At 70.8% G+C, this 24,066-nt stretch carries 22 protein-coding genes; 8 read left to right on the top strand and 14 right to left on the bottom strand.

Going from position 1 to position 24,066, the window contains the following annotated elements; genetic code table 11:
* Nucleotides 1-392 precede the first annotated feature (392 nt).
* The 5 genes from manA to ACQP2X_RS05025 form a co-directional block, all read right to left on the bottom strand.
* Nucleotides 393-1,580: a mannose-6-phosphate isomerase, class I gene (gene manA / locus ACQP2X_RS05045; protein ID WP_498694683.1), complete on the bottom strand. Its 1,188-nt coding sequence runs from the start codon at nt 1,578-1,580 to the stop codon at nt 393-395.
* 21 nt (nt 1,581-1,601) lie between these two features.
* Nucleotides 1,602-2,537, bottom strand: a complete 936-nt coding sequence (locus tag ACQP2X_RS05040; protein WP_498694682.1) for a cation diffusion facilitator family transporter — start codon at nt 2,535-2,537, stop codon at nt 1,602-1,604.
* A gap of 76 nt (nt 2,538-2,613) precedes the next feature.
* A complete protein-coding gene (locus ACQP2X_RS05035; protein ID WP_498694680.1) occupies nt 2,614-3,846 on the bottom strand; it encodes an SIS domain-containing protein in 1,233 nt (410 codons plus the stop codon).
* Nucleotides 3,846-4,031, bottom strand: coding sequence for a Trm112 family protein (locus tag ACQP2X_RS05030; RefSeq protein ID WP_097319345.1), 186 nt, complete (start codon nt 4,029-4,031; stop codon nt 3,846-3,848). The genes ACQP2X_RS05035 and ACQP2X_RS05030 overlap by 1 nt, the downstream gene beginning before the upstream one ends.
* A 44-nt stretch (nt 4,032-4,075) precedes the next feature.
* Entirely contained in the window at nt 4,076-5,455 is a 1,380-nt protein-coding gene (locus tag ACQP2X_RS05025; RefSeq protein WP_498694677.1) for a phosphomannomutase/phosphoglucomutase, read from the bottom strand.
* A gap of 145 nt (nt 5,456-5,600) precedes the next feature.
* On the opposite strand from ACQP2X_RS05025, the gene ACQP2X_RS05020 reads away from it, so the two are divergent.
* From ACQP2X_RS05020 to ACQP2X_RS05005, 4 genes are all read left to right on the top strand, one after another.
* Complete coding sequence (locus tag ACQP2X_RS05020; RefSeq protein WP_498694675.1) at nt 5,601-6,917, top strand: transcriptional regulator; 1,317 nt, start codon at nt 5,601-5,603, stop codon at nt 6,915-6,917.
* A 36-nt stretch (nt 6,918-6,953) separates the two neighbouring features.
* Nucleotides 6,954-8,477: an aldehyde dehydrogenase gene (gene adh / locus ACQP2X_RS05015; RefSeq protein ID WP_498694674.1), complete on the top strand. Its 1,524-nt coding sequence runs from the start codon at nt 6,954-6,956 to the stop codon at nt 8,475-8,477.
* A 4-nt stretch (nt 8,478-8,481) separates the two neighbouring features.
* Nucleotides 8,482-8,856 (top strand): DUF779 domain-containing protein, encoded by a 375-nt coding sequence (locus ACQP2X_RS05010; protein ID WP_498694672.1) that lies wholly within the window; start codon nt 8,482-8,484, stop codon nt 8,854-8,856.
* Between the two features lie 384 nt (nt 8,857-9,240).
* Complete coding sequence (locus ACQP2X_RS05005; RefSeq protein WP_498694670.1) at nt 9,241-10,101, top strand: polysaccharide deacetylase family protein; 861 nt, start codon at nt 9,241-9,243, stop codon at nt 10,099-10,101.
* Nucleotides 10,102-10,223: 122 nt separating this feature from the next.
* On the opposite strand, the gene ACQP2X_RS05000 is transcribed toward ACQP2X_RS05005, so the two are convergent.
* A complete protein-coding gene (locus ACQP2X_RS05000; protein ID WP_498694669.1) occupies nt 10,224-10,589 on the bottom strand; it encodes a DUF3499 domain-containing protein in 366 nt (121 codons plus the stop codon).
* Nucleotides 10,590-10,891: 302 nt separating this feature from the next.
* Between ACQP2X_RS05000 and ACQP2X_RS04995 the strand changes: the two genes are divergently transcribed.
* Nucleotides 10,892-11,257 carry a metallopeptidase family protein gene (locus ACQP2X_RS04995; RefSeq protein ID WP_212986377.1) on the top strand — a complete coding sequence of 122 codons (366 nt, stop codon included), beginning with the start codon at nt 10,892-10,894 and terminating at the stop codon, nt 11,255-11,257.
* On the opposite strand, the gene ACQP2X_RS04990 is transcribed toward ACQP2X_RS04995, so the two are convergent.
* The 3 genes from ACQP2X_RS04990 to ACQP2X_RS04980 form a co-directional block, all read right to left on the bottom strand.
* Nucleotides 11,254-11,511 (bottom strand): WhiB family transcriptional regulator, encoded by a 258-nt coding sequence (locus ACQP2X_RS04990; protein ID WP_014688021.1) that lies wholly within the window; start codon nt 11,509-11,511, stop codon nt 11,254-11,256. The two genes, ACQP2X_RS04995 and ACQP2X_RS04990, sit on opposite strands and share 4 nt — an antisense overlap.
* Nucleotides 11,512-11,796: 285 nt before the next feature.
* A complete protein-coding gene (locus ACQP2X_RS04985; protein WP_498694667.1) occupies nt 11,797-14,334 on the bottom strand; it encodes a bifunctional FO biosynthesis protein CofGH in 2,538 nt (845 codons plus the stop codon).
* 95 nt (nt 14,335-14,429) lie between these two features.
* A complete protein-coding gene (locus ACQP2X_RS04980; protein ID WP_498694665.1) occupies nt 14,430-15,515 on the bottom strand; it encodes a hypothetical protein in 1,086 nt (361 codons plus the stop codon).
* 91 nt (nt 15,516-15,606) lie between these two features.
* Between ACQP2X_RS04980 and cofD the strand changes: the two genes are divergently transcribed.
* Nucleotides 15,607-16,563, top strand: a complete 957-nt coding sequence (gene cofD / locus ACQP2X_RS04975) for a 2-phospho-L-lactate transferase (RefSeq protein WP_498694663.1) — start codon at nt 15,607-15,609, stop codon at nt 16,561-16,563.
* 51 nt (nt 16,564-16,614) lie between these two features.
* Nucleotides 16,615-17,667 carry a coenzyme F420-0:L-glutamate ligase gene (locus ACQP2X_RS04970; RefSeq protein ID WP_498694661.1) on the top strand — a complete coding sequence of 351 codons (1,053 nt, stop codon included), beginning with the start codon at nt 16,615-16,617 and terminating at the stop codon, nt 17,665-17,667.
* Here ACQP2X_RS04970 and ACQP2X_RS04965 read toward each other — a convergent pair.
* The 3 genes from ACQP2X_RS04965 to ACQP2X_RS04955 form a co-directional block, all read right to left on the bottom strand.
* Nucleotides 17,664-18,326, bottom strand: coding sequence for an HD domain-containing protein (locus ACQP2X_RS04965; protein ID WP_498694658.1), 663 nt, complete (start codon nt 18,324-18,326; stop codon nt 17,664-17,666). The genes ACQP2X_RS04970 and ACQP2X_RS04965 overlap by 4 nt on opposite strands.
* 130 nt (nt 18,327-18,456) lie before the next feature.
* Complete coding sequence (locus ACQP2X_RS04960; RefSeq protein WP_498694656.1) at nt 18,457-19,578, bottom strand: mannose-1-phosphate guanylyltransferase; 1,122 nt, start codon at nt 19,576-19,578, stop codon at nt 18,457-18,459.
* Between the two features lie 18 nt (nt 19,579-19,596).
* Nucleotides 19,597-20,748 carry a glycosyltransferase family 4 protein gene (locus tag ACQP2X_RS04955; protein WP_498694654.1) on the bottom strand — a complete coding sequence of 384 codons (1,152 nt, stop codon included), beginning with the start codon at nt 20,746-20,748 and terminating at the stop codon, nt 19,597-19,599.
* Nucleotides 20,749-20,908: 160 nt separating this feature from the next.
* Between ACQP2X_RS04955 and ACQP2X_RS04950 the strand changes: the two genes are divergently transcribed.
* Nucleotides 20,909-21,598: a TIGR03089 family protein gene (locus ACQP2X_RS04950; RefSeq protein ID WP_498694653.1), complete on the top strand. Its 690-nt coding sequence runs from the start codon at nt 20,909-20,911 to the stop codon at nt 21,596-21,598.
* Here ACQP2X_RS04950 and ACQP2X_RS04945 read toward each other — a convergent pair.
* Both ACQP2X_RS04945 and ACQP2X_RS04940 read right to left on the bottom strand, forming a co-directional pair.
* Entirely contained in the window at nt 21,582-23,492 is a 1,911-nt protein-coding gene (locus tag ACQP2X_RS04945) for an acetoacetate--CoA ligase (RefSeq protein ID WP_498694652.1), read from the bottom strand. The two genes, ACQP2X_RS04950 and ACQP2X_RS04945, sit on opposite strands and share 17 nt — an antisense overlap.
* Before the next feature lie 20 nt (nt 23,493-23,512).
* A complete protein-coding gene (locus tag ACQP2X_RS04940; RefSeq protein WP_498694651.1) occupies nt 23,513-24,040 on the bottom strand; it encodes an acyl-CoA thioesterase in 528 nt (175 codons plus the stop codon).
* Between the last annotated feature and the right edge of the window lie 26 nt (nt 24,041-24,066).

Here is a 24,066-nt window from a genome sequence, read left to right as displayed (position 1 = left end):
GCAAAGCAACCGGCCCGGGCACAGGCCTCACGCAAAGCAACCGGCCCGGGCACAGGCCTCATGCAAAGCAACCGGCCCAGGCACAGGCCTCACGCAAAGCAACCGGCCCGGGCATAGGCCTCACGCAAAGCAACCGGCCCGGCGCACGACCCGCCGCGGAACGGCTCAGCACAGGTCGCCCGCCGCGCGACGTGCCGCGCGGGTGGCCCGGCACAAGCCGCATCCCGATAGCAGCCCGCGAAGCGTGGGCTGCGGTTTTCCACAGGCTGTGGGTTGTCCACAGGGTGATCCGCGCGGGGACGCGTTTTTCGGCGAGGATGGCCCTCTTGGTGGGGGTCCCCCTGGGAGGGCGGGCGCTGTGTTTGGGGTGGTGAGGAGGGCTGCGTGGAATGTCAGGCGGGGACGGCGGCGACGAAGACCTGGCCGGTGCCGGCGACCTTGATGGGGCCGGCGTCGGCAGTGGCGAAGGCGGCGGTGCCCGGGGTCAGTTCGACCGGGGTGCCGTCCACGCTCTCGCCCACGAACACGTCGCCGGCGGTGGCCAGGATGATGCGCGGGCCGCCGACCGGGACCTCCGTGGGCGGGCGTGTGCCGTCCACGGTGACCCGGTACAGGACGAAGTCGGCGACCGGGACCGGCCACGTGTCCACGCCCGGGGCGACGCTCTCCGAGCGCAGAATCGGGTCGTCCAGGACCTCGAAGCGCAGGACGTTCAGCAGTTCGGCCACGTCCACCCTCTTCGGGGTCAGGCCGCCGCGCAGCACGTTGTCGCTGGCGGCCATCAGCTCGACGCCGGCGCCTCGCAGGTAGGCGTGCAGGTTTCCGGCCGGCATCCAGATGGCCTGGCCGGGCTCCAGGCGTACGTGGTTGAGGAGAAGCGCGACCAGGACGCCCGGGTCTCCCGGGTAATGGCCGGCCAGCGATGTGGCCAGGGCGAACGACGCCCCCTCGGGATGGTCCGCGCCGGCCGTGCCGGCCGCTGCCACGACCGCCTCGATCAGCTGCGCGCGGTCGTCGGTGGGCCAGCTCAGCAGCGTTTCGACCGCCGTGCGCAGGTCTCCCCCGCGCAGCGCCGTCACCACCGGTTCCAGGGCCGTGATGGCGAAGGCCTCGAGGGCGCCGGCGGCCTTCGCCGGGTCGCGGAAGCCGCACAGGGCCTCGAACGGTGTGACCGCGACCAGCATTTCCGGCTTGTGGTAGGCGTCCGTGTAGTTCTTCGGGCGGGAGGGGTCGGCCTCCTGCTCGGCGAAGGCTTTCTTGGCGTACGCCAGATCGGGGTGGGCCTGCAGCGACAGCGGGCTCTCGGCGGCCAGCACCTTGAGCAGGAACGGCAGGCGCGGGCCGAAGGCCGCCTCGACCGGCTCGCCGAGCTGGGCCTTGGGGTCGGCGGCGATGAGCGCGTCCAGCTTGACCGGGCCGTCGGGGGCGGTGACCGTCGACGGGTCGCCGGGGTGCGCGCCGAGCCAGAGCTCGGCCTCGGGCCCTTCGGTGGGCGCGGGCCGGCCCTGGAGCTCGGCGATGACGGTGCGGGATCCCCAGGCGTACGGCCGGACGACCCCAGTCAGTGGAAGAACGCTCATAATGCGCAAATTACCAGGTGATCATGCCGGCGCTGAGGCTGCCGCGGGGCGGTAGATGTCCGGCTCGATGTAGATGACCCGGGCGATCGGCACCGCCTCGCGGATGCGCGTCTCGGTCTCGTCGATGTGGCGGGCCACCTCGTCGGCGCGCTCCGAGCTCGGCACCGCGATCTTCACCGCGACCAGCAGCTCCTCGGGGCCGAGGTGCAGCGTCTTCATGTGGATGATCCGCTCGACGCCCTCGCCGGCCAGCACCGCCTGCTCGATCTGGCGTACCGCCTCGGGGTTGGCCCCCTCGCCCAGCAGCAGGCTCTTCGTCTCGATGGCCAGCACCACCGCGATCACCACCAGCAGGGCGCCGATCAGGAGCGTGCCGATGCCGTCCCACGTGCCGTCGCCGGTGATCAGGGTGAGGACCACGCCGAACAGCGCGAAGACCAGGCCGAGCAGCGCGCCCGAGTCCTCCAGCAGCACCACCGGCAACTCGGGGGCCTTGGCGCGGCGCACGAAGTTGACCCAGGACGTCTTGCCACGGGTGTGGTTCGACTCCTTGATTGCTGTGTAGAACGAGTACGACTCCAGGCCGATCGCCACGACCAGGACCGTCACCGGCACCCACTGCCAGGACTCGATCGGCTCCGGATGCGAGATCTTGTGGTAGCCCTCGTAGAGCGCGAACAGGCCGCCGACGCTGAAGAGCACGATCGACACGATGAACGCGTAGATGTAGCGCTCCCGGCCGAAGCCGAACGGGTGTTCCGGTGTCGCCTGGCGGCGCGAGCGCTTGCCGCCGATGAGCAGCAGCAGCTGGTTGCCCGAGTCGGCGACCGAGTGGATCGACTCCGCGAGCATCGACGACGAGCTGGTCAGCAGCCAGGCCACGAACTTCGTGACCGCGATGCCGAGGTTCGCCGTGAGAGCCGCCAGAATGGCCTTGGTGCCGCCCTCAGCGCTCACGACAAGGCTCCGCTGCGCTCCGCCTCGCCGCAAGCGCCGGAGCACGCTGAGTCATCGGTGATTCCGCTGCGCTCCATCACTGAATAGCCTCAGGCATCGGGTTCGACAGCTCCTTCATCTCGCTGATCGCGGGAACGGCCATCGGGTCGAGGCCGTGCGCCAGAGCAAGATACAGCGAAGCGAAGTCGGGCACCGAGGTGAGCGACGCGAGCCGCTCCAGGGTCGAGCCGCCCTCGGCCGTCAGCACGTCGCAGCGCACACCGCGGCGCTCGGCCAGGGTCTGCACCGCGTCGGCCCGGCGCTCCTCGACGGCGACCGGCTCGTCCGCGTCGTCCTCGGGGTTGAGGCCGCCGTCGCGGAAGACCACCAGGCGCAGACGGGTGGTGGCCGAGTCCTCCTCGTCGTCGTCCGGGTCGGCGAAGATGTCGCGCGACGACTCGGCCAGGCCGCCGAAGACGCCGTCGAGCAGGCCCACCCGGCCCCGGCCGGCCTCGCCCAGCGCGCCCGCCATCACGGGGTAGCGGGCGTTGGCGGCCAGGGTGTCGGCGAACCGGCGGGCGGCCACGGTGGCCAGCGGCGACGAGCCCCAGACGATCGGGATCGAGCCGGCCAGGCCGAGCGCGAGCTCCTTGGCCGGGTTCACGAACGAGTCGGCGCCCGGACGGCAGCGCTCGGCGTCGGCGTCGAGCCGGGTCGCGGTCTCGGCCAGGTCGGCCTCGGTCACCTTGACCAGGCCGATGGCCCGCGCCGCGAGCAGCACCGGCACGGTCAGGCCCCACAGGCTGGCCCGGGCCGGGGCGCGGCGGGGCACCGGAATGAACGGCGCGCGGGCGCGGGCGGCCACCGCCTGAAGCTCGGAGTCGGGGTTGCCGATGGCGACCAGGCGGGCGCCCCGGCGGGCGGCCGCGTCGGCCGCGGCCAGCGCCTCGGGGCTGCGGCCGGAGGCGGAGACGGCGATGACCACGTCGGCCGCGCCGACCCAGCCGGGCACGCCCGCGCTGCGGTGGCCGATGATCGGCACCGGGCAGCGGGGGCCGGCCACGGTGGCCAGGATGTTGCCGGTCAGACCGGCCGTGCCGATGCCGGCGACGACGACCGCGCGGGGGCGGCCCTCGTCGATCAGCATGGTCAGGTCGGTCTCGGCGGCCAGCGCCGCCGACTCGCGCACCTGGGCGCCGGCCGACGCCGTGGCCCGCAGCATGCCGCCCGGGTCGTTGGCGAGCATCGCCTTTTCGTCGTCGAGCAGCCGCTCGTCGGCGTGCCGGTGGCCGGCGACCCCGGCCGCGCCGCCCTCCAGGGGACCCGCCATCAGGAGGCACCCCCCTGCGGCTCGCGGGCCTCGTCGAGCAGGAGGACCGGAATGTCGTCCCGGACCTCGAAGACGCGCCCGCACTCGGTGCACGTGAGGGTCTGCGCCCCCGCGTCATAAGTCAACGGCGCGTGATGCGTGTCCGGGCAGGCCAGGATGTCCAGCAACTGCGGATCGAGGGCCACCGAACGGCTCCTTTTGTCGCGAAGGGCTGTCGAACCCTCAGATCCTATCCGCGAACGATCGCGAGCACCTCGTCGCGCAGCGATGCCATGCGGTCGGGCTTCGCGGCCTCGACGTTCAGGCGCAGCAGCGGCTCCGTGTTGGACGCTCGCAGGTTGAACCAGGCGCCGTCCGGCAGCGACACGGTCAGGCCGTCGAGCTCGTCGAACTCGGCGCCGGTGAACGCCTTGCGTACGGCCTCGATCCGCGCCCGGGCGTCGTCGACCGTGGAATTGATCTCACCGGAGGCCGAGTAGCGCTCGAACTCGGCGGCGAACTCGGACAGCGGCCGGCTCTGCCCGCCCAGCGCGGCCAGGACGTGCATGGCGGCCAGCATGCCGGTGTCGGCGAACCAGAAATCGCGGAAGTAGTAGTGGGCCGAGTGCTCGCCGCCGAAGATCGCGTTGGTGCGGGCCATCTCGGCCTTGATGAACGAGTGGCCGACCCGGCTGCGGACCGGCTTGCCGCCGTTCTCGGTGATGATCTCGGGCACCGCGGCCGAGGTGATCAGGTTGTAGATGACCGTGCTGCCCGGGAACTTGGCCAGCTCCCGTTTGGCCACCAGCGCCGTGATGGCCGAGGGCGACACCGGGTCGCCCTTCTCGTCGATGATGAAGCAGCGGTCGGCGTCGCCGTCGAACGCGATGCCGATGTCGGCGCCCTGCTCGCGGATGGCCCGCTGGAGGTCGACCAGGTTGGCCGGGTCGAGCGGGTTGGCCTCGTGGTTGGGGAACGAGCCGTCCAGTTCGAAGTAGAGCGGCACGATCTCCAGCGGCAGCGCCGGCAGCACCTGGTCACCCAGGACGGCCGGCACCGTGTGCCCGCCCATGCCGTTGCCGGCGTCCACGATCACCTTGAGCGGCCGGATGCCGGACAGGTCGACCAGCGAGCGCAGGTGGGCCGCGTAGTCGGCCAGCAGGTCGCGGGCCTCGACCCGGGACGGGCCGTCGGCCTCGGCGTTCAGGTCGTCGAGCAGCTGCTCGGCGCGGCGGCGGACCACGGCCAGGCCGCTGTCCTGCCCGACCGGCTTGGCGCCGGCCCGGCACATCTTGATGCCGTTGTACTTGGCCGGGTTGTGGCTGGCGGTGAACATGGCGCCGGGCAGCCCGAGCGAGCCGGAGGCGTAGTAGAGCTGGTCGGTCGAGGCCAGCCCGATGTCGATCACGGCCGTGCCGCTGGCGTTGGCGCCCCGGGCGAAGGCGGCGACCAGGCCGGGCCCGGACTCGCGCATGTCGTGCGCCACGACGATCTGGTCGGCGTCGTCGCCGGACTCACGGAGCATCTCGACGAAGGCCGTGCCGATGGCCCGGGCCGTTCTCTCGTCGAACTGGTCGGGGACGGTGCCGCGAACGTCGTACGCCTTGATGATGCCGGACAGATCGGACACTGCTCCCCCTGCTCCTTTGATGACCCGCCGAGAGTAGCCGAGCCGGATGTCCGAAAAGCCAGAACCACGCAGCGCCACTATTACGGGTGCGCTTGTCGTCCGGCGTGATGCGGGTCACGATGATGGTGTCCCTGGAGGTGCTCCTGTGGCCAACCCCTGGCTTGCCCTCGACACCGGCGCCGACCCGGCCGAACGCATCCGGCAGGTCGGGCGCGCCCACGAGCGGTTCGTGGGCGGGGAAAAGACCGCCAACGGCATCCGCCCGGTGGTGGCGGCGTCGTGGGAGCGGTCGGCCGTGGCCCTGCCGAGCGCGGACAGCACCGCTCCGATCGAGCTGGGCGACAGCGAGCTGGAGGCGTACCGGGCGGCCCATCCCCTGGCCCGGGTCCTGCCGATCTTCCGCGACCTGCTGGGCGGTCTGGCCGAGGACGGCGAACATCTCATGGCGGTCTGCGACGCGTACGGCCGGCTCCTCTGGGTCGAGGGCACCCCGAGCGTGCTGCGCGGCGCCGAGCGGATGAACTTCGTGCCCGGCGCCCGCTGGGACGAGGCGCACGCCGGCACGAACGCGCCCGGCACGGCGCTCGCCGTCGACCACCCGTTGCAGATCTTCGCCACCGAGCACTTCAGCCGCCAGGTGCAGCGCTGGACCTGTGCCGCGGCCCCGATCCACGATCCGGCGACCGGCGGGCTGCTGGGCGCGATCGACGTGACCGGCGGCGACCACCTGGCCAATCCGCACAGCCTGGCCCTGGTGCGGGCGACCGCGCTGGCCGCCGAGGCCTATCTGCGGAGCCACGCGACGGCGCCGGCCACGGCCGGCACGGTGTCGGCGCTGGGCCGCAACGAGGCGCTGTTGAGCTTCGGCGGGCGCCGGTGGCGGCTCGGCCGGCGGCATTCGGAGTTGCTCGTGCTGCTGCTCGCCCACCCCGAGGGCAGCACCGGCGAGGAGCTGGGTTTCGAGTTGTACGGCGACGACGTGAGCCCGGTGACGATTCGCGCCGAGCTCTCCCGGCTGCGCCGCACGCTCGGCCCCGAGCTGATGGAGTCGCGCCCCTACCGGCTGCGCCCCGAGCTGGCTGCCGATTTCAGCAACGTTCTCGACCTGATAGAGGCCAACAACGTCCGGGAGGCGCTGGGCCGGTACGCCGGGCCGCTGCTCCCCGGCTCGGAGGCTCCCGGCGTGGTCCGCCTGCGCCGCCTGGTCGACGGCCAGCTGCGCTCGGCGGTGCTGGGCAGTCGCGACACCGAGGTGCTGCGAGGCTGGCTGAACTCGGCCTGGGGTTCCGACGATCTGGCGGTCTGGGAGGCGTACGCCCGAACCTCGCCCTTGAATCCCCTGGCCCGCGCCCGCATCCGCGAACTCAACCTGGAATACGGACTGCGCCCGCCGTCCTTGCGAGCCGGAGGCGACGCCGGCCAGCACAGCCTTGCAACGTTCTTGCAACGTCCTCGTAACTAGCGTCGCCCGTACCCCAAGCAGGTACGGAGGCAGTCCATGACCGTGTACGCCGCGCCCGGCACCGAGGGCGCCATCGTCAGCTACGAATCCCGGTACGACCACTTCATCGGTGGCGAATACGTGCCGCCGGCCAAGGGCCAATACTTCACCAACCCGTCACCGGTCACCGGCCAGGACTTCTGCGAGATCGCCCGGGGCACCGCCGACGACGTCGAGAAGGCGCTCGACGCCGCGCACGGCGCCGCCGACGCGTGGGGCCGCACCTCGGCCGCCGAGCGGGCCAACATCCTCAACAAGATCGCCGACCGGATGGAGGCGAACCTCGAGAAGCTCGCCGTCGCCGAGGCGTGGGAGAACGGCAAGCCGGTCCGCGAGACGCTGGCCGCCGACATCCCGCTGGCCATCGACCACTTCCGCTACTTCGCGGGCGCCATCCGCGCCCAGGAGGGCACCGCGGGCGAGCTCGACGACGACACCGTGGCCTATCACTTCCACGAGCCGCTCGGCGTGGTCGCACAGATCATCCCCTGGAACTTCCCGATCCTCATGGCGGTCTGGAAGCTCGCCCCCGCCCTGGCCGCCGGCAACGCCGTCGTGCTCAAGCCGGCCGAGCAGACCCCCGCCTCCATCCACTACTGGATGTCGCTGGTCGCCGACCTGCTCCCGCCGGGCGTGGTCAACATCGTCAACGGGTTCGGCGTCGAGGCCGGCAAGCCGCTCGCCTCGTCCAACCGGGTCGCCAAGGTCGCCTTCACCGGTGAGACCACCACCGGCCGGCTGATCATGCAGTACGCCTCGGAGAACCTGATCCCGGTCACGCTGGAGCTGGGCGGCAAGAGCCCGAACATCTTCTTCGAGGACGTCAACCGCCTCGACGACGACTTCTACGACAAGTCACTCGAGGGCTTCGCGATGTTCGCGCTCAACCAGGGCGAGGTCTGCACCTGCCCCTCCCGGGCGCTCATCCAGCAGAGCATCTACCCCGACTTCCTGGCCGCGGGCGTCAAGCGCGTCGAGAACCTGAAGCAGGGCAACCCGCTCGACACCGACACCCAGGTCGGCGCGCAGGCCTCCAACGACCAGCTCGAGAAGATCCTGTCGTACCTGGACATCGGCCGCCAGGAGGGCGCCAAGGCGCTGACCGGCGGCGCGCGGGCCGACCTGGGCGGCAACCTGTCCGGCGGCTACTACGTGCAGCCGACGATCTTCGAGGGCAACAACGCCATGCGGATCTTCCAGGAGGAGATCTTCGGACCGGTCGTCTCGGTGACCTCGTTCGCCGACTACGCCGACGCCATCAAGATCGCCAACGACACGCTGTACGGCCTCGGCGCCGGCGTGTGGACCCGCGACATCAACCTGGCCTATCGGGCCGGTCGCGCGATCAAGGCCGGTCGCGTGTGGACGAACGCCTATCACCTCTACCCGGCGCACGCCGCGTTCGGTGGGTACAAGCAGTCCGGCATCGGCCGCGAGAACCACAAGATGATGCTGGACCACTACCAGCAGACGAAGAACCTCCTGGTGTCGTACAGCCCGAAGGCCATGGGTTTCTTCTAGACCGATGGCGACGAGAGTAGATGTCACTCCCGCGGCCGCCGACATGATGCGGCGGCTGCGGGGGCAACACGGTCCGCTGATGTTCCACCAGTCCGGCGGGTGCTGCGACGGCAGCTCACCCATGTGCTACCTCGAAGGCGAGTTCCGCACCGGCCAGTCCGACGTCCTGCTCGAGTCGCTGAAGATCGAGGGCGTCGACGAGCCGATCACGTTCTGGATGTCGTCCTCGCAGTTTGAGCTCTGGAAGCACACGCACCTGACGGTGGACGTGGTCCCCGGCCGCGGTTCCGGCTTCTCGCTGGAGGCGCCCGAGGGCGTACGGTTCCTGATCCGCTCCCGCCTGCTCACCTCTGAGGAGCTGACCGAACTCGCACAGTGACACCCCCTCTGCTCGAGGCCGGGCCGGCCGTGCGGCCCGGTCTCGACCTTGATCCCGGGAGCTTGCCGGCACGTACTTCACTGTGTCGTTTGGGCCGGATCACAGAGGACGAGCGTGCCGAACTTCCGTTACCGGGCGTATGCCAGCCTGCCAGACATGCGAAAAACCTTCAGCCGCCTCGCTCCCGTACTCGCGGTAGCCGGCCGGGTCCTCGCTGTCATCGGTCGCTTCCTTGCTCGCGCCGACAAATGGTTTATATCGCTTCTATTTGGAGCTGATCGACCTACTGACACCTCACCAGATCGTGCCGAAAGCGCCGCAGATGTAGCGGAACGCCCCTCGAACCCGGCAACGTCGGGAGACGCAAGGTTCGGGGAGGTTGTGATGCGGATGTCGCGGGCCAGGAAGGCCGTACTGCTCGGTGTGGTGTTACTCGCTGTAGGCCTGACCGGCCGGGCCGCCGCCCAGTCCACGCCGGAAGAGCCGGTCGCGGCGCCCGTACCCTCCCCCTCGGCGTCCGCCGCCGCGGTCAAGCCGGCGCCGCCGTCCAAGACACCCACGAAGGCCCCGGTCAAGCCGCCCAAGGGCAAACCCGCAAAGGGTCAACAGCCGACGGGCAAGAGCATCTCGTACGCCGGTGGGCCCGCCGGAAGCCGCACGATGACCGGGTCCAAGGGTGTCGCGCTGACCTTCGACGACGGTCCCGACCCGGCGACCACGCCGCAGCTGCTCCAGATGCTCAAACAGCAGCACGTCAAGGCCACCTTCTGCCTGGTCGGCAAGAACGCGGCCAAATTCCCCGACCTGGTACGCCGGATCGCCGCCGACGGTCACACCCTCTGCAACCACACGTGGAACCACAGCCTGAAGATCGGCAAGGATCCCGAGGCGAAGATCCGCACCGACCTGATGCGCACGAACAACGCCATCCTCCGGGCCGTGCCCAACGCGAAGATCAAGTACTTCCGGGCGCCGGGCGGCAACTTCACGCCCCGCCTGGTCTCGGTGGCCAACAAGCTGCACATGTCGTCGATCTACTGGAAGCTCGACCCGCGCGACTGGGACCACAAGAAGGGCGAGTCGTCGGCGGCTCACCGGGCCCGGGTGATCGCGACGATCGAGAAGCACACCCATCCGGGGTCGATCATCCTGTCCCACGATTACGCCCAGCCGGACACGATCGCGGCTTACCGGACCTTGCTGCCCTATCTGCGGAAGCGATTCCAGTTGATCGCCTTGCCGTAGGGGGTCGAACGGCAAGACCGCGGGGCTCCGCCCCACACCCCGGCCGAGCGCTCGGAGGTCGTGGGGCCGTTGGGAAGCTTGCGGGTAGGTGGTGGTTTTGGCTTGGGTGCGGCGGCGCCGGGTCAGTGGCTGGGTGGGATGACCCGGAGGTGGCCTCGGCGGCCGGTCTGGTGACCGGGAGTGTCCTGGTCGTCGCTGCGCGGGGGTGGGGCGACCGGGCGGGCGGCCTCGCGCACGGCGTCGGCCAGGGCGACCAGGTCGTCTGTGGTGGGCGGCGGCGGGGCGAAGTCGCCGTCGTGGCGCACCAGGTCCCAGCCTCGGGGGGCGGTGAGGCTGCGGGCGTGTGGCTCGCACAGGTCGTACGTGTGCGGCTCGGCGAACGCCGCCAGGGGGCCCACTACGGCGGTCGAGTCGCTGTAGACGTAGGTCAGCGTGGCCACCGCCTGTCTTGGACAGCCGTTCCGGGAGCAGCGCCGTGGTGACCTCACGGCGGCAACTTATCGCTCCGCGGGGCCGCAAGGGCGCGGAAGGGCCGCGACACGCCGACTCACGATGCATCACGAATTGGCGATGGTTGGCCGACACGCCGCCCCCGATGGGGCGAATTCGGGCACGACACGCTTGTTACGCGGCCTGAGGGCCTGTCACACCGTCGGAGGACTAGAGTTGTCCGGTGACCACCAGCCCCGAACGCAGCCGCAGCGAGCAGCCGGCGCGGTCGCCCCGCCGAGCCGGACCAGGTCATCCCGCCCGCCGCGACAGGCACGGGCGGGGGCTTCGGGGGCGGCTGGTGCCGGCGACCGTTCCCCTGGCCCGCACCAAAGCCGAGATCTTCGACGACCTCGTGCTCGACACCGTCGAGGGGCTCGAGCGCCGCTATGCGAAAGAGCTCGCCGGCGTCGAGTTCGCCGTCGAGGACGTGCCGCCCGATCTGAACGTCTACGACTCGGACGTGCTCGAGGACGGCGAGGTGCCACTGGCCCGCCTGCTGCCCGGCCGCCCCGGCCGGCAGGAGCTCCCCCCACGGATCGTGCTCTACCGGCGGCCGCTGGAATTCCGGGCGATGGACCGTGAGGACCTCGCCGACCTCGTTCACGATGTGATCATCGAGCAGGTAGCCAACCTGCTCGGAGTGGACCCCGACGAACTCTCTTAAGCAACCCGTCGCTTGAGCTTGCGGCGTTCCCGCTCGGACAGTCCACCCCAGATGCCGAAGCGTTCGTCGTGACCCAGCGCGTATTCAAGGCACTCGGCCTTGACCTCGCAGCGACCGCAGATCCTCTTCGCCTCCCGGGTGGACCCACCCTTCTCCGGGAAGAAAGCCTCCGGGTCGGTCTGCGAACACAGCGCCCGCTCCTGCCACTCGGGCGCGTCCCCGAGCAGGTCGACCCCTTCAACCTGCGCTTCCATCGGCGTGCCTCCCAATTTCCGCACCGGCAGCGATGCCGGCGCTGACCCCCCACGCACGCAGCGTGTTTTTTGTGAGCCGGACACGCATTTGCGGCGTCGCAGCCCACAACCCCACCGAAATTACACGCGTGTAAGACGTGCGTCGTCAAGCCGAACCTGATAAATAGGCCCGTTTCCCCGGCGCGCCTTCGGCGCGTCGTGGTCCCGTTCCTGCCCTATCTCTCCGAAGCCCCGGTTGGTAACGCGTCCTCGGCCACACGAGTCCAATTTAACCCGATTTGTGACCTATCGTCGACCGTAGGTCGTCGTCCGCTCCACAGCAGGCCGGCCGGCCGTCGCGGCGAGTTCCTTCAATTCGGTGACCGTACGCGCCGAACCGTGCTCCGAACCCGCCATTCGGGAGATCGTTTCCTCCATCAGGGTGCCGCCGAGATCGTTGCAACCACCGTTGAGCATTTCTCGCGTTCCGTCGTCGCCGAGTTTCACCCACGAGCATTGGATGTTGTCGATCCGACCGTGCAGCAGAATACGGGCCATCGCGTGCACGACCCGGTTCTCCCGCCAGGTGGGACCCGCTTTGGCGATTCCGGCCAGATAGATCGGCGCGTTGGTGTGGATGAACGGCAGCGCCACGAACTCGGTGAAACCGCCTGTCACATCCTGGATGCCGGCCAGCACGCGGAAATGGCCGAGCCACTGTCGAGGGTGGTCGACATGGCCGTACATCATGGTCGAACTTGATCTGACGCCCACCTGATGGGCGGTGGTGACCACGTCGACCCAGGCGCTCGCCGGCAGCTTGCCCTTGGTCAGCACCCAGCGCACGTCGTCGTCGAGGATCTCGGCCGCGGTGCCGGGGATCGTGCCGAGGCCGGCGTCGCGCAGATCGGTGAGCCACTCCCGCACGGAGACGCCGGCCTTGGCGGCGGCGGTGACGATCTCCATCGGGGAGTACGCGTGCACGTGCATGCCGGGCACCCGCTGCTTGACCGCGCGGACCAGGTCGGCGTACGCCGTGACGGGCATCTTGGGGTCGATGCCACCCTGCATGCAGACCTCGGAGGCGCCGTCCCGCCACGCCTGCTCGGCCCGGTCGGCGACCTGGTCGACCGAGAGCCGGTAGGCGTCGGCGTCCTTCTCCCGCTGGGCGAAGGCGCAGAACCGGCAGCCCACGTAGCAGACGTTGGTGAAGTTGATGTTCCGGTTCACCACGTACGTGATGTCGTCGCCGTTCACGTGCCGGCGCAGGTCGTCGGCGATGCGGGCCAGCTCGTCGAGGGCGGGGCCGTCGGCGTTGAACAGCGCCATGGCCTCGTCCTCGTGCTCGGGGAGCAGCAGCTTGGCGGGGTCGGTCGAGGCGAGCTTGAGACCCTTGACCACGTCGGAGGGCAGCGTCTCGTGGACGTCGGTGGTGACGTGGGCGGCGACCTCCGTCCAGTCGCCGTAGACGTCGTCGAAGTCGGAGCGGCGATCGGACGTACGGCCGTCGGTGTCGATCGAGGCGAAAAGATCGGTGCGACCTTCGCCGTACGCGTCGTCGGGCTCCTGCCAGGGGCGGCCCTCCAAGATCGCGCCCTCCCGGGCCAGCCCATCCTCGTCGGCCAGGGCGGCCACATGGGCGGCCAGCCGGGGGTCGAGCCAGCCCTCGGCTCCGCGACGGACGTACTCGGGGTAGATGGTGAGACGCTCCCGCAGGGCAAAACCGGCGTCAGCCGATTTCTCGCGGAGAAGGTCGATCTGGGGCCACGGACGCTCGGGGTTCACGTGGTCGGGGGTGACCGGGGAGACGCCGCCCCAGTCGTCGATGCCGGCCCGCAGCAGCAGGGAGAACTCGGCGTCGATCAGGTTCGGCGGTGCCTGCACCCGGGCCCGCGGGCCCATGATGATCCGGCCCACCGCCACCGTCGCGGCCAGCTCGCGCAGCTCGGCGTCGGGCATGCCGCGCATCGCCGTGTCGGGCTTGGCGCGGAAGTTCTGGATGATGACCTCTTGGATGTGGCCGTACTCGCGGGCCGCCCGGCGCATCGCGAAGATCGCGTCGACCCGCTCGGCCCGGGTCTCACCGATGCCGATCAGGATGCCGGTGGTGAACGGCACGCCGACCCGGCCCGCGTCGTCGAGCACCCGCAGGCGCACGGCCGGCTCCTTGTCGGGCGAGCCGTAGTGCGGGCCGCCCTTCTCCGACCACAGCCGCGTGGCCGTGGTCTCGAGCATCATGCCCATGCTGGGCGCCACCGGCTTGAGCCGCTGAAGCTCGGCCCAGCTCATCACCCCGGGGTTCAGGTGCGGCAGCAGGCCGGTCTCCTCGAGCACGGCGATCGCAACCGACCGCACGTAGTCGAGCGTCGAGTCGTAGCCGCGCTCGTCGAGCCACTGCCGGGCCGCGGGCCAGCGCTCCTCGGGACGGTCGCCCAGCGTGAACAGGGCCTCCTTGCACCCCTGGGCGGCACCCTCGCGGGCGATCGCGAGCACCTCGTCGCGCTCCAGGAAGGCGGCCGGCAGCTTGTGCGGCACCGTGGCGAAGGTGCAGTAGTGGCACCGGTCGCGGCAGAGCCGGGTCAAGGGGATGAAGACCTTGCGGGAGTACGTCACCACGCCCGGCCGCCCGGCCTCGCGCAGGCCCGCGTCGCGGATGCCGCCGGCGATGGCCAGGAGCTCCTCGAACTGCTCACCGGTGGCGGCCAGCAGGGCGGCCGCCTCCTCGGCATCGACGGCCTTGCCGTCGGCGGCCCGGCGCAGCGCCCGTTTGATCTGCGCCTCGGTGGGCGCCGGCTCGGTGGGCGTGATGCTGATATTGGCTACTGCCGCGTTGACCTCGACCACCAGAGCAGCCTAGGCCGGAATTCTTTTCGCTGCCCCAGCGGTGCCCGGGCGCGCGCAGTGGGATAGGACACGGCGCCCGGGCTACCCAGGCGTGATCAGCGGCGCGGCGGGTCCTGGTCGGCGGGGCCGAATCCGGGACGGTCGTCGGGGATCTTCTCCGTACGGTCCTCACCGGCGGCCGGCGTGGACGGCACGACCTGGGTCGGCTCGGAGAAAGGCGACGGCGACGCGGGAGGGGCCGGCGGGGCCGAAGCGGGCGCGGGCGGGAAGCCGGGCGCCGGCGGGAACCCGGGCGCGGGCGGAGCCGAGGCGGGCGGAGCCGACGCGGGCGAGGCCGACGCGGGCGCTGGGGCCGGCGGGAAACCGGGCGCGGGCGGGGCCGACGCGGGTGCCGACGGGAAGCCGGGCGCGGGCGGGGCCGACGTGGGATAGGCGGGCGCGCCCGAGGCCGGGATCGGGACGGCCGGCTGGTTCCACGCGGGCGGCTGCGGCTGGCCGTACGTCTGCGGGCCGCCGTAAGGCGCGGCGCCCGGCGGCGGGTAGCCACCCGGCTGGGGCGCGCCCGGATATTGCCCGCCCGGGTGCGGCGGGTAACCCGGCTGGCCCGGGGGCGGGCCGTAGCCCGGCTGGCCCGGGAACGCTCCCGGCTGGTTGTACTGCGGACTGCCGTACACCCCGGGCTGGGGTTTGGGCTTCGGCACGTGGAACATGCCCTGCCAGATGCGGAACACCGCGTACGCCGCCACGCCGAAGACGCCGAGCCAGGCGCCGCGCACCAGCAGCTCCTCGAACGCCGCGCGGGCGCCGCTGTCGCTGGCCAGGTTGATCAGGCCGATCAGGAAGCCGAACAGCACCCCGAAGAAGGCCATCACCGCGTATTCGACCAGGGCGGCCACGACGACCATCGGGGCCTTGGGGTGCCGCGGCCCGGTGAGCAGGGCCAGGAGCACGGCCGCGAGCGGGAAGACGATGGTGGCCAGGTTGACGAAGTCGTCGAAGCTGCCCCGCGTGCGCGGGCCGAACCCGAGACCGCTGTCCGGGATGAGCCGGACGACCGCCACGAAGAGCAGCAGCGCGGGCGCGCCCACGAGCGCGTAGACCGCGATGTCGCGCAGCGGGCGCAGGAACTGGAGAGCCGACTTGCCGTCACCAGTCGGCGGCGGCTGCGGTGGGCTGGTCACGGGAACTCCCTGAACGTGGGGATGGTCGGGTCCGCTCAGCGTAGTCCGGGCCCGCACGGTGCACCGATACGCCGTGCGCGAGGATGGGTGCATGCGGATCGTGGTCCTTTCCGGCGGCATCGGCGGCGCCAAATTCCTCGTCGGCGTGCGCGCGCACGCCAAGGCGATCGGCGCGGAGGTCACCGCGGTCGTCAACGTGGGTGACGACGTACGGATGCATGGTCTTCAGATCTGCCCCGACCTCGACAGCGTGATGTACACGCTGGGTGGCGCGCACGACCGCGAGCGCGGGTGGGGGCGCGTCGGTGAGACGTGGGTGGTGAAGGAGGAGCTCGCCGCCTACGGCGCCGAGCCGTCGTGGTTCGGCCTGGGTGACAAGGACACGGCGACCCATCTCGTACGGACCCAGATGCTCACCGCGGGATATCCGTTGTCGCAGGTCACGGCCGCGCTGTGCACCCGATGGCAGCCCGGGGTGACCATCCTGCCGGCCACCGACGACCGGCTCGAGACCCACGTGGTGGCCGACGTCGAGGGCGAGCGCAAGGCGATCCACTTCCAGGAGTGGTGGGTGCGCTACCGCGGCGACGTGCCGACCCACCGCTTCGTCTTCGTGGGCGCCGAGGCGGCCAAGCCCGCCCCCGGCGTGCTCGACGCCCTGGCCTCGGCCGACGTGGTGCTGATCGCCCCGAGCAACCCGGTCGTCAGCGTCGCGCCGATCCTCGCGGTCGGCGGCATGCGCGAGGCGCTGGCCGGCGGCCGGGCCCCGGTGGTGGGCGTCTCCCCGATCATCGGCGACTCGCCGCTGCGCGGCATGGCCGACAAGTGCCTGGCCACCATCGACGTCGAGGTGAGCGCGGCCGCGGTCGGCCGCCTCTACGGACCCCGCTCCGAGGGTGGCGTGCTCGACGGCTGGCTGGTCGACTCCAGCGACGCCGGGGCCCAGGTGCCGGGCGTCGAGACGCGGGCCGTGCCGCTGTGGATGAGCTCCGAGGAGGCCACCGCGCAGATGGTGGCGGACGCCCTGTCACTGGCCGGCGTCGCGTGACGCTGCTCTCCCCCACGACTCGTGGCCACGCCGGCCGGGAAGGATGTCCTTGTGACTGACGGGCTCGAGATCCTCCCGGTGCGGGGCATCGGCGACGTGGTGGCCGGCGACGACCTGGCCGGCCTGATCACCGCGGCCGCGCCGTGGCTGGCCGACGGCGACGTCCTGGTCGTGACCAGCAAGATCGTGTCGAAGGCGGAGGGCCGCCTGGTCGAGGTGCCGGCCGACGGCCCGGAGCGCGACGCCGCCCGGGTGGCCGCCCTCGAATCGGAGACGGCCCGGGTGGTGGCCCGCCGGGGCCCGACGACGATCGTGCAGACCCACCACGGCTTCGTGATGGCGGCGGCCGGCATCGACGCCTCCAACGTGGACAAGACCCACCTGGTCCTGCTGCCGGCCGACCCGGACGCCTCGGCCCGCCGTCTGCGGGCCGACCTGCGCGCCCAGGGCCTGGACGTGGGCGTGATCGTCTCCGACACGATGGGCCGGGCCTGGCGCAACGGGCTCACCGACGTGGCTCTGGGCGCGGCCGGCATCGAACCGGTCCGCGACCACCGGGGCGAGACCGACCCGTACGGCAACGAACTCGAGATCACCCAGATGGCGGTGATCGACGAACTGGCCGCGGCCGGCGAACTGGTGAAGGGCAAGATCGACGCGGTGCCGGTGGCGGTGGTCCGCGGCTATCCCCGCGCCGGCATCCGCGACACCGACGGCGCGGCGGTCCTGCTGCGCGACGCCGCCAGCGACATGTTCAGCCTGGGCACGGCCGAGGCCCGCGCGGCCGGTCTGCGCGACGCGGCCCGGCTGCCGGACGGCCCGAGAGCCGCCCTGCCCGGCCACCCGATCGACCCGGGCGCGGTGGAGCGGGCCCTGTCCACGGTCACGTTCTCCCACGCGACGGTCATCGAGCCGGCCGAGGCGGTCACCGGCAGCGGCGCCACGGCCGCCCTCCACCTCAGCACGCGCGACGCGAGCCCGGCCGGCTTCATGACCTTGGGAGCCGACACCCACCGGCTGCGCGCGGCCCTGGCCGCCGAGGGCGTCGTCACCCTGTCACTGCCCCACGAGGACGGCATCCGCCTCGACCTGTCCGGCCTTTAATCCTTGGCGTCCCACTCGGCCAGGAACTCGTCGAGGAAGTCCGAGAGGACCTGGTGGCGGTGCTCGGCGATGCGGGCGCCGGCCTTGGTGTTGATGCGGTCCTTGAGGAGCAGCAGCTTCTCGTAGAAGTGGTTGACCGTGGTGCCCTTGGCCGCCCGGTAGGCCGCCACGTCGGCGTGCATGGTGGGCGGCACGTCGGGGTCGTGCATGAGGCGCTTGTCCCAGCCGCCGTACGCGAAGGCGCGGCCCACGCCGATCGCGCCGATTGCGTCGAGGCGGTCGGCGTCCTGCACGCACTGGCCCTCGATGCTCAGCGGGACGTCGGCCACGCCGGCGCCCTTGTAGGACAGGTGCCGGATGATGTGCGCGACCGCCTCGGCCGTCTCCGCCTCGACGTTCTTGCCGATGAGCCAGGCCTGCGCGAGTTGCGGGCCGGCCTCCTCGCTGCCGGAGAACTTGTAGTCGGCGATGTCGTGCAGCAGCGCGGTGAGCTCCACGACGAAGAGGTCGGCGCCCTCCTCGCGGGCGATCCGCAGGGCCATGCGGCGGACGCGGTCGGCGTGGAACCAGTCGTGCCCGGTGGCGTCGGCGCCGAGTCGCTCGCGGACCAGCTCTTCGGCCGCGCTGATCACACCGGCCCGGAAGTCGTCGTCAGACATCCGGGCACTCTATCGCCCCCGCAAACCAGCACAGCCCTCACTCCACCCGCTCCATTCGGATTTATCCGAAATGTCCAACCGGGAGCGGGCTCGGCGCAGGGTCGGGCGTGAGCCGGCGCGTGGGTGCCGCTCAGACGTAGTCGTGTTCGCCCAGTTCCTTCAGCTCGTCGACCAAGTGCTTGACCTCCTGGGCGCGCTCGCGCGGGCAGACCAGCACGGCGTCGGGAGTGTCCACGATGATGAGGTCGCGGACGCCCATGGCGGCCACCAAGCGGCCGGGGGTGGGCACGACGACCAGGCCCTCGGCGTCGCGCAGCAGGACGCCCGACTTGGCGTGGGCCTCGACCGCCTGGCCGACCACCACGTTGCCGGACGGGTCGGCCGCCAGCACCTCGCCCAGGGTGTGGAAGTCGCCCACGTCGTTCCAGCCGAAGTCGCCGGGGACCGTGCCGACGCGGCCGACCGTGGCCGCGCCCTCCATCACCGCGTAGTCGACTGAGATGCGCGGCAGGGTGGGCCACACCTCGCCCAGCACCTCCTCGCGCTCGGGCGAGTCCCAGGCCGCGGCGATGCGGGAGACGCCGGCCGCCAGCTGGGGCTGCTGGCGGGAGAGCTCGGACAGGAACGCGTCGACGCGCCAAACGAACATGCCGGCGTTCCAGAGATAGTTGCCCGACTTCACGTAACTCTCGGCTACGTCGTACGACGGCTTCTCCTTGAACTCCTCGACCGCGAGGACGGGGCCCTCACCGATCTCGCCGCCACACTGGAGATAGCCGTATCCGGTCTCCGGGCGTGTCGGCGTGATGCCCAGCGTCATCAGCAGGCCCTGCTGGGCGCCGACCATCGCCTTGCGGATGACCTCGGTGAACCGCTGTTTGTCGGAGATCAGGTGGTCCGACGCGAACGAGCCCATGATCGCCTGCGGGTCGCGGCGGGCGATCACCGCCGCGGCCAGGGCGATCGCCGCGCACGAGTCGCGCGGGGAGGGCTCGACCAGCACGTTCGTGTCAGGGATGGTGTCGAGCTGGCGGGACACCGCCGCCGCGTGCGCCACGCCGGTGACCACGAAGACGCGGTCGAGGGGCGCGAGCAGGTCGAGGCGCTGGACCGTCGCCTGTAGCAGCGAGGCGTCGGTGCCGGTCAGCGGGTGCAGGAATTTCGGGTGACCCGCCCTGGACAGAGGCCAGAGGCGAGTGCCCGTGCCACCGGCCAGCACGACACCGTAGAGTCCACCGAATTGATCGCTCATGTGCACAGAGTGTAAAGGTCAGAGCGCCGCGACTCGTTTCCAGGTTGTGACATGTACCTCGGCGCTCGACTGCCACGTGAACTCTTTGGCGCGGTCGAAGCCGGCCTTGGCGAGGGTCAGGCGGCGGGGCTCGTCGTGGAGCAGATCGGCCAGGTCCGATGCGATGCGGTCGGGGTCCTCGGTCGTGTAGGCCACCGCGTCGCCGCCCACCTCGGGCAGGGACAGGCGCGGCGTGGTGAGCACCGGGGTGGCGCAGGCCATCGCCTCGAGGATGGGCAGGCCGAAGCCCTCGCCGAACGACGGGTAGCAGGCGACCAGGGCACCGCCGAGGAAGCCGGGCAGGTCGGCGTAGCGCAGGTAGCCGGGGCGCAGCAGGCGCAGGTGGGACGGGACCTCGGCCACCGCGCGGTCGATCTCGTCGTCGTGGCCCTGACCGCCGGCCAGCACCAGCGCCGGCGGGTGGGGCCAGTCGGCGACCGCGCGGGCCCAGCCCCGGATCAGGTTGGGCACGTTCTTACGGGGCTCCTTGGCGCCCAGGAACGCGACGTAACCGGAGTCGGTGAGGCCGAGGCGGGCGCGCACGCGCGCCTTCTCCTCCTCGGTCGGCGCGTGGAACGCGGCCTGGTCGACGCCGTGATAGGCGACGTCGATGCGGGTCGGGTCGGCGTCGAGCAGGCGGATCAGCTCGTCGCGGGTCGCCTTGCTGGGCACGATGACCCGGGCCGCGCGGCGCAGCGACGTCTTGATCGCGCTGCGGAAGAACGTCCGCTTGGTGTTGTCGTAGTGCTCCGGCTCGGTGAAGAACGTGGCGTCGTGCACGGTCACCGTGACGGGGCAGCTCGCGCGCAGCGGGCACGTGTAGAACGGTGAGTGCAGCACCTGGGCACCGACCTGCTGGGCGAGCAGCGGCAGACCCGTCTGCTCCCAGGCGAGCCGGGCCGGCCGGTGGGCGACCGCGGCCGGGCCGGCGATCACCTCGGCCTTGTCGTCGAGCATGCGGCTGTAACGCTCCGCATCCGAACGCTGGGCCACGACGGCCAGATCGACCCGGTCGGGGTCCATCCGGCCGAGGGCGCCGAGGAGGCCGTCGACGTATCTGCCGACACCTCCCCGGTCAGCGGGGACGCTGGTGGCGTCGACGAGCACTCGCGGGGGGCGACCGGCGGTCACGAGGCAACTCCCAAAGAGGTTGTAATTCAGACCACTGGCAAGACTACGCCCGCAATGCATCGCGCATGTGACGGCGACACCGCCTTGTTCCCGGCGTTTCGGCGAACTCATCGCGCGTCCAGGATCGATTACGGACGGTCACGACACTATCGTGGTCGAAGTGCAACCGACGATCCCGCAGGTTCTCGCCGCAGCGGTCCGGAATGACCCGGCTTCGCCGCTGCTGACCTTCTATGACGACGCCAGTGGCGACCGCACCGAATTGTCCGGGGCGACTCTGGACAACTGGGTCTCGAAGACCGCGAACCTGCTGGTCGACGGCCTGGGCCTCGGCAGCGGCGACACCGCGGCCGTGCATCTGCCGCCGCACTGGCAGACCGCGGCCATCCTGCTCGGCGTGTGGTCGGCCGGCCTGGCCGCCGAGACCGGGGACACAGAGTCGGCGGATGTCGTGATGACCACGCCAGGACAGACCAGTGCGACAAAAGCGGCGGACAGGTACGCCACGGGCCTGCTCCCGTTCGCGATGCCGCTGCGCGAGCTGCCGGCCGGCTTCGCCGACTACGTGCTGGAGGTGCGCCAGCACGGCGACTACTTCCCCGGGCAGCCGGTGGCGCCGGACGACAAGGCGCTCAACGGGCGTACGCATCGCGAGGTCCTGAGTAAAGCGGCCGAAAGCGGAATCCCTGCCGGGGCCCGCGTGCTGATCGACGCGACCAAGAACCCCGATCCCGTCGTTTGGCTGCTCGCCCCCTTGGTGGCGGGCGCCTCGATCGTCCTCTGCGCCAACCTCGACGCCGCGAAGATCGAAACGCGCAGCGCCTCGGAGAAGGTCACCCTCGTGCTCTGAACAGCTCCTCGAACTCGAGCAGCGACGACGGGTTGGCCAGCGCGCCCGCGGCGGCCGCCGACTCGACCGGCGTGCCGGTGAGGATGCGCTTCACCGGCACCTCGAGCTTCTTCGACGAGAGGGTGCGCGGCACCGCCCGTACGGCATGGATCTCGTCCGGGACGTGCCGCGGCGACAGCGCCGCACGCAGCTCGGAACCGATGCGCTTGCGCAGGGTGTCGTCGAGGGTGAAACCCTCGGCCGGCACGACGAACAGGAGCAGCTCGCCGTTGGGGTTGCCGTCCTGTTCAAGGTGCACGACGACCGAGTCGGCGATCTCGGGCAGGCTCTCGACGACCGAGTAGAACTCGGCGGTGCCCAGCCGTACGCCGCCGCGGTTGAGAGTGGCGTCGGAACGCCCGGTGATCACGCAGCTGCCGTCGGCGCCGATCGTGATCCAGTCGCCGTGCCGCCAGACGCCCGGGAAGTAGTCGAAGTACGCCTCGCGGTAGCGCTTGCCGTCCGGATCGTTCCAGAAACCGACGGGCATGCTCGGCATGGGCGCGGTGATCACCAACTCGCCCAGCTCACCGATCACCGGGTGGCCCGAGGGGTCGTACGCCTCGACCCTGGAACCCAGAGCGCGACAAGCGATCTGACCCTCGACCACCGGGAGCAGTGGCACCGCGCCCACGAAACCCGTGCAGACGTCGGTGCCGCCGGACAGCGACTGCAGTTGCAGCTCGGAGCCGACCGCCTCGTAGACCCAGTCGAAGCCCTCGGGCGGCAGCGGCGCGCCGGTCGAGCCGATGCCCTTGAGCCGTTTGCGCGGGGTCAGACCGGCCTTGCGGCAGGCCATGATGTACGGCGCCGAGGTGCCGAAATAGGTGATGCCGGCCTCGTCGACGAGATCCCACAGGGCCGACATTGGATAGGCCGGGTTGCCGTCGAAAAGGACGATGGCCGCGCCCACCGCCGGGGCGCTGACCAGGAAGTTCCACATCATCCAGCCGGTCGTGGTGAACCAGAAGAAGCGGTCGCCGGGGCCGAGATCGTGGTGCAGGGCCAGCATCTTCAGGTGTTCCAGCAGGATGCCGCCGTGCCCGTGGACAATCGGCTTGGGCAGGCCGGTCGTGCCCGAGCTGTAGAGCACGTAGAGCGGATGATCGAAGGGCACGTGCGCGTACGCCATCGGCTCGTCGCCCTTGAGCGCTTCGTAATCGCCGCCCCCGTGCAGGTAACCGATGGTGACGACGTGCTCGATCGACGGGAGCGCCTCGACGATCGCGGCGACCTCCTCGCGGCGGTCGATGGCCTTGTCGCCGTACATGTAGCCGTCGACCGCGACGAGAACCTTGGGCTCGATCTGCTGCCAGCGGTCGATGACGCTGCGAACGCCGAATTCGGGCGCACACGACGAGAAGATGGCGCCGAGGCTCGCGGTGGCGAGCATCAGGACGTACGTCTCGGGAATGTTGGGGGTGTAAGCCGCGACCCGGTCGCCCTGGCCGACACCGCGGGCTTTCAGCCCGGCCCGGACCTTACGGACCTCCTCGCGCAACTCACGCACGGTGAGTTGCTTGCGGTCACGGCTTTGGCTGTACGCGATGACGACCGGCTCATCCTCGCCGAGCCCCGGCGCGCGCAGGACGTGCTCGGCGTAGTTGAGGGTGGCGCCGGGGAACCACTTCGCGCCGGGCATGCTTTTATCGGCGAGCACCGCGGTCGGCTGTTTGTCGGATTTTACTTGGAAATAGTCCCAAATCGACTGCCAGAACCCAGGCAGGTCGTCGACGGACCACTGCCACAGCGCCGCGTAGTCGTCGTCGGCCCGGCCCAGCCAGGACATGTAGCGCCCGATGCGCGAGGTCTCCCGGACGTCAGCCGGCGGCTCCCACAACACTGTGCCCGTCATGCGCTCACCTTAACGTTCATTCACTTGCCCTTGCCGAGCCCGCTTTCCTGCCGCGCCTTCTGGATGGCCGTCCGGCGCGACAGGCGGTGCTCGCGCCTGATCAGAGCCTCGCGGAAACGGCGCTCGTCGTCCATGTGCTCAGGCAACACAGGCGGGACGTTGCGAGGGTGGCCGGCCACATCCACCGCCACGAACACGAGGTAGGCGGTGGCCACGGTGAGCGGCTCCGGGCTGACCACGTCCCAGCGCTCGGCGACCAGCTTGACGCCGACCTCCATCGAGCTGGTGCCGGTCCAGTTCACCTGCGCGTAGGCGTGCACGAGATCGCCCACCCGCACCGGCTCGAGGAACAGGATCTCGTCGATGGCCGCGGTCACGGCGGTGCCGCCGCTGTGCCGGGCCGCGGCCGCGCCGGCCACGTCGTCGACGAACTTCATGAGGACGCCGCCGTGCACGGTCCCGTAGAGATTGACGTCCACCGCGGTCATGATCCGGCTCAGGGTGACCCGCGAATACGACGTCGGACGGCCGGTGGGCTGCTCACTCATGCGCCGTAGATTACGGGGCTTGCCCA

It is taken from the genome of Actinoplanes sp. CA-131856, from assembly GCF_050956135.1.
In the GTDB taxonomy this organism is placed as follows: Bacteria; Actinomycetota; Actinomycetes; order Mycobacteriales; family Micromonosporaceae; genus Actinoplanes.
The sequence above is the reverse complement of the archived record's forward strand: the minus strand, read 5'-3'. Positions and strand labels throughout refer to the sequence as shown.

Coding starts and splice junctions, on each gene's coding strand:
- ACQP2X_RS04960 (WP_498694656.1), bottom strand. CDS start 19,578: ATGAGCGATCAATTCGGTGGACTCTACGGTGTCGTGCTGGCCGGTGGC.
- manA (WP_498694683.1), bottom strand. CDS start 1,580: ATGAGCGTTCTTCCACTGACTGGGGTCGTCCGGCCGTACGCCTGGGGA.
- ACQP2X_RS04945 (WP_498694652.1), bottom strand. CDS start 23,492: ATGACGGGCACAGTGTTGTGGGAGCCGCCGGCTGACGTCCGGGAGACC.
- ACQP2X_RS04965 (WP_498694658.1), bottom strand. CDS start 18,326: ATGTCTGACGACGACTTCCGGGCCGGTGTGATCAGCGCGGCCGAAGAG.
- ACQP2X_RS04940 (WP_498694651.1), bottom strand. CDS start 24,040: ATGAGTGAGCAGCCCACCGGCCGTCCGACGTCGTATTCGCGGGTCACC.
- ACQP2X_RS04990 (WP_014688021.1), bottom strand. CDS start 11,511: ATGGAAGCGCAGGTTGAAGGGGTCGACCTGCTCGGGGACGCGCCCGAG.
- ACQP2X_RS05010 (WP_498694672.1), top strand. CDS start 8,482: ATGGCGACGAGAGTAGATGTCACTCCCGCGGCCGCCGACATGATGCGG.
- ACQP2X_RS05005 (WP_498694670.1), top strand. CDS start 9,241: ATGCGGATGTCGCGGGCCAGGAAGGCCGTACTGCTCGGTGTGGTGTTA.
- cofD (WP_498694663.1), top strand. CDS start 15,607: ATGCGGATCGTGGTCCTTTCCGGCGGCATCGGCGGCGCCAAATTCCTC.
- ACQP2X_RS05035 (WP_498694680.1), bottom strand. CDS start 3,846: ATGGCGGGTCCCCTGGAGGGCGGCGCGGCCGGGGTCGCCGGCCACCGG.
- adh (WP_498694674.1), top strand. CDS start 6,954: ATGACCGTGTACGCCGCGCCCGGCACCGAGGGCGCCATCGTCAGCTAC.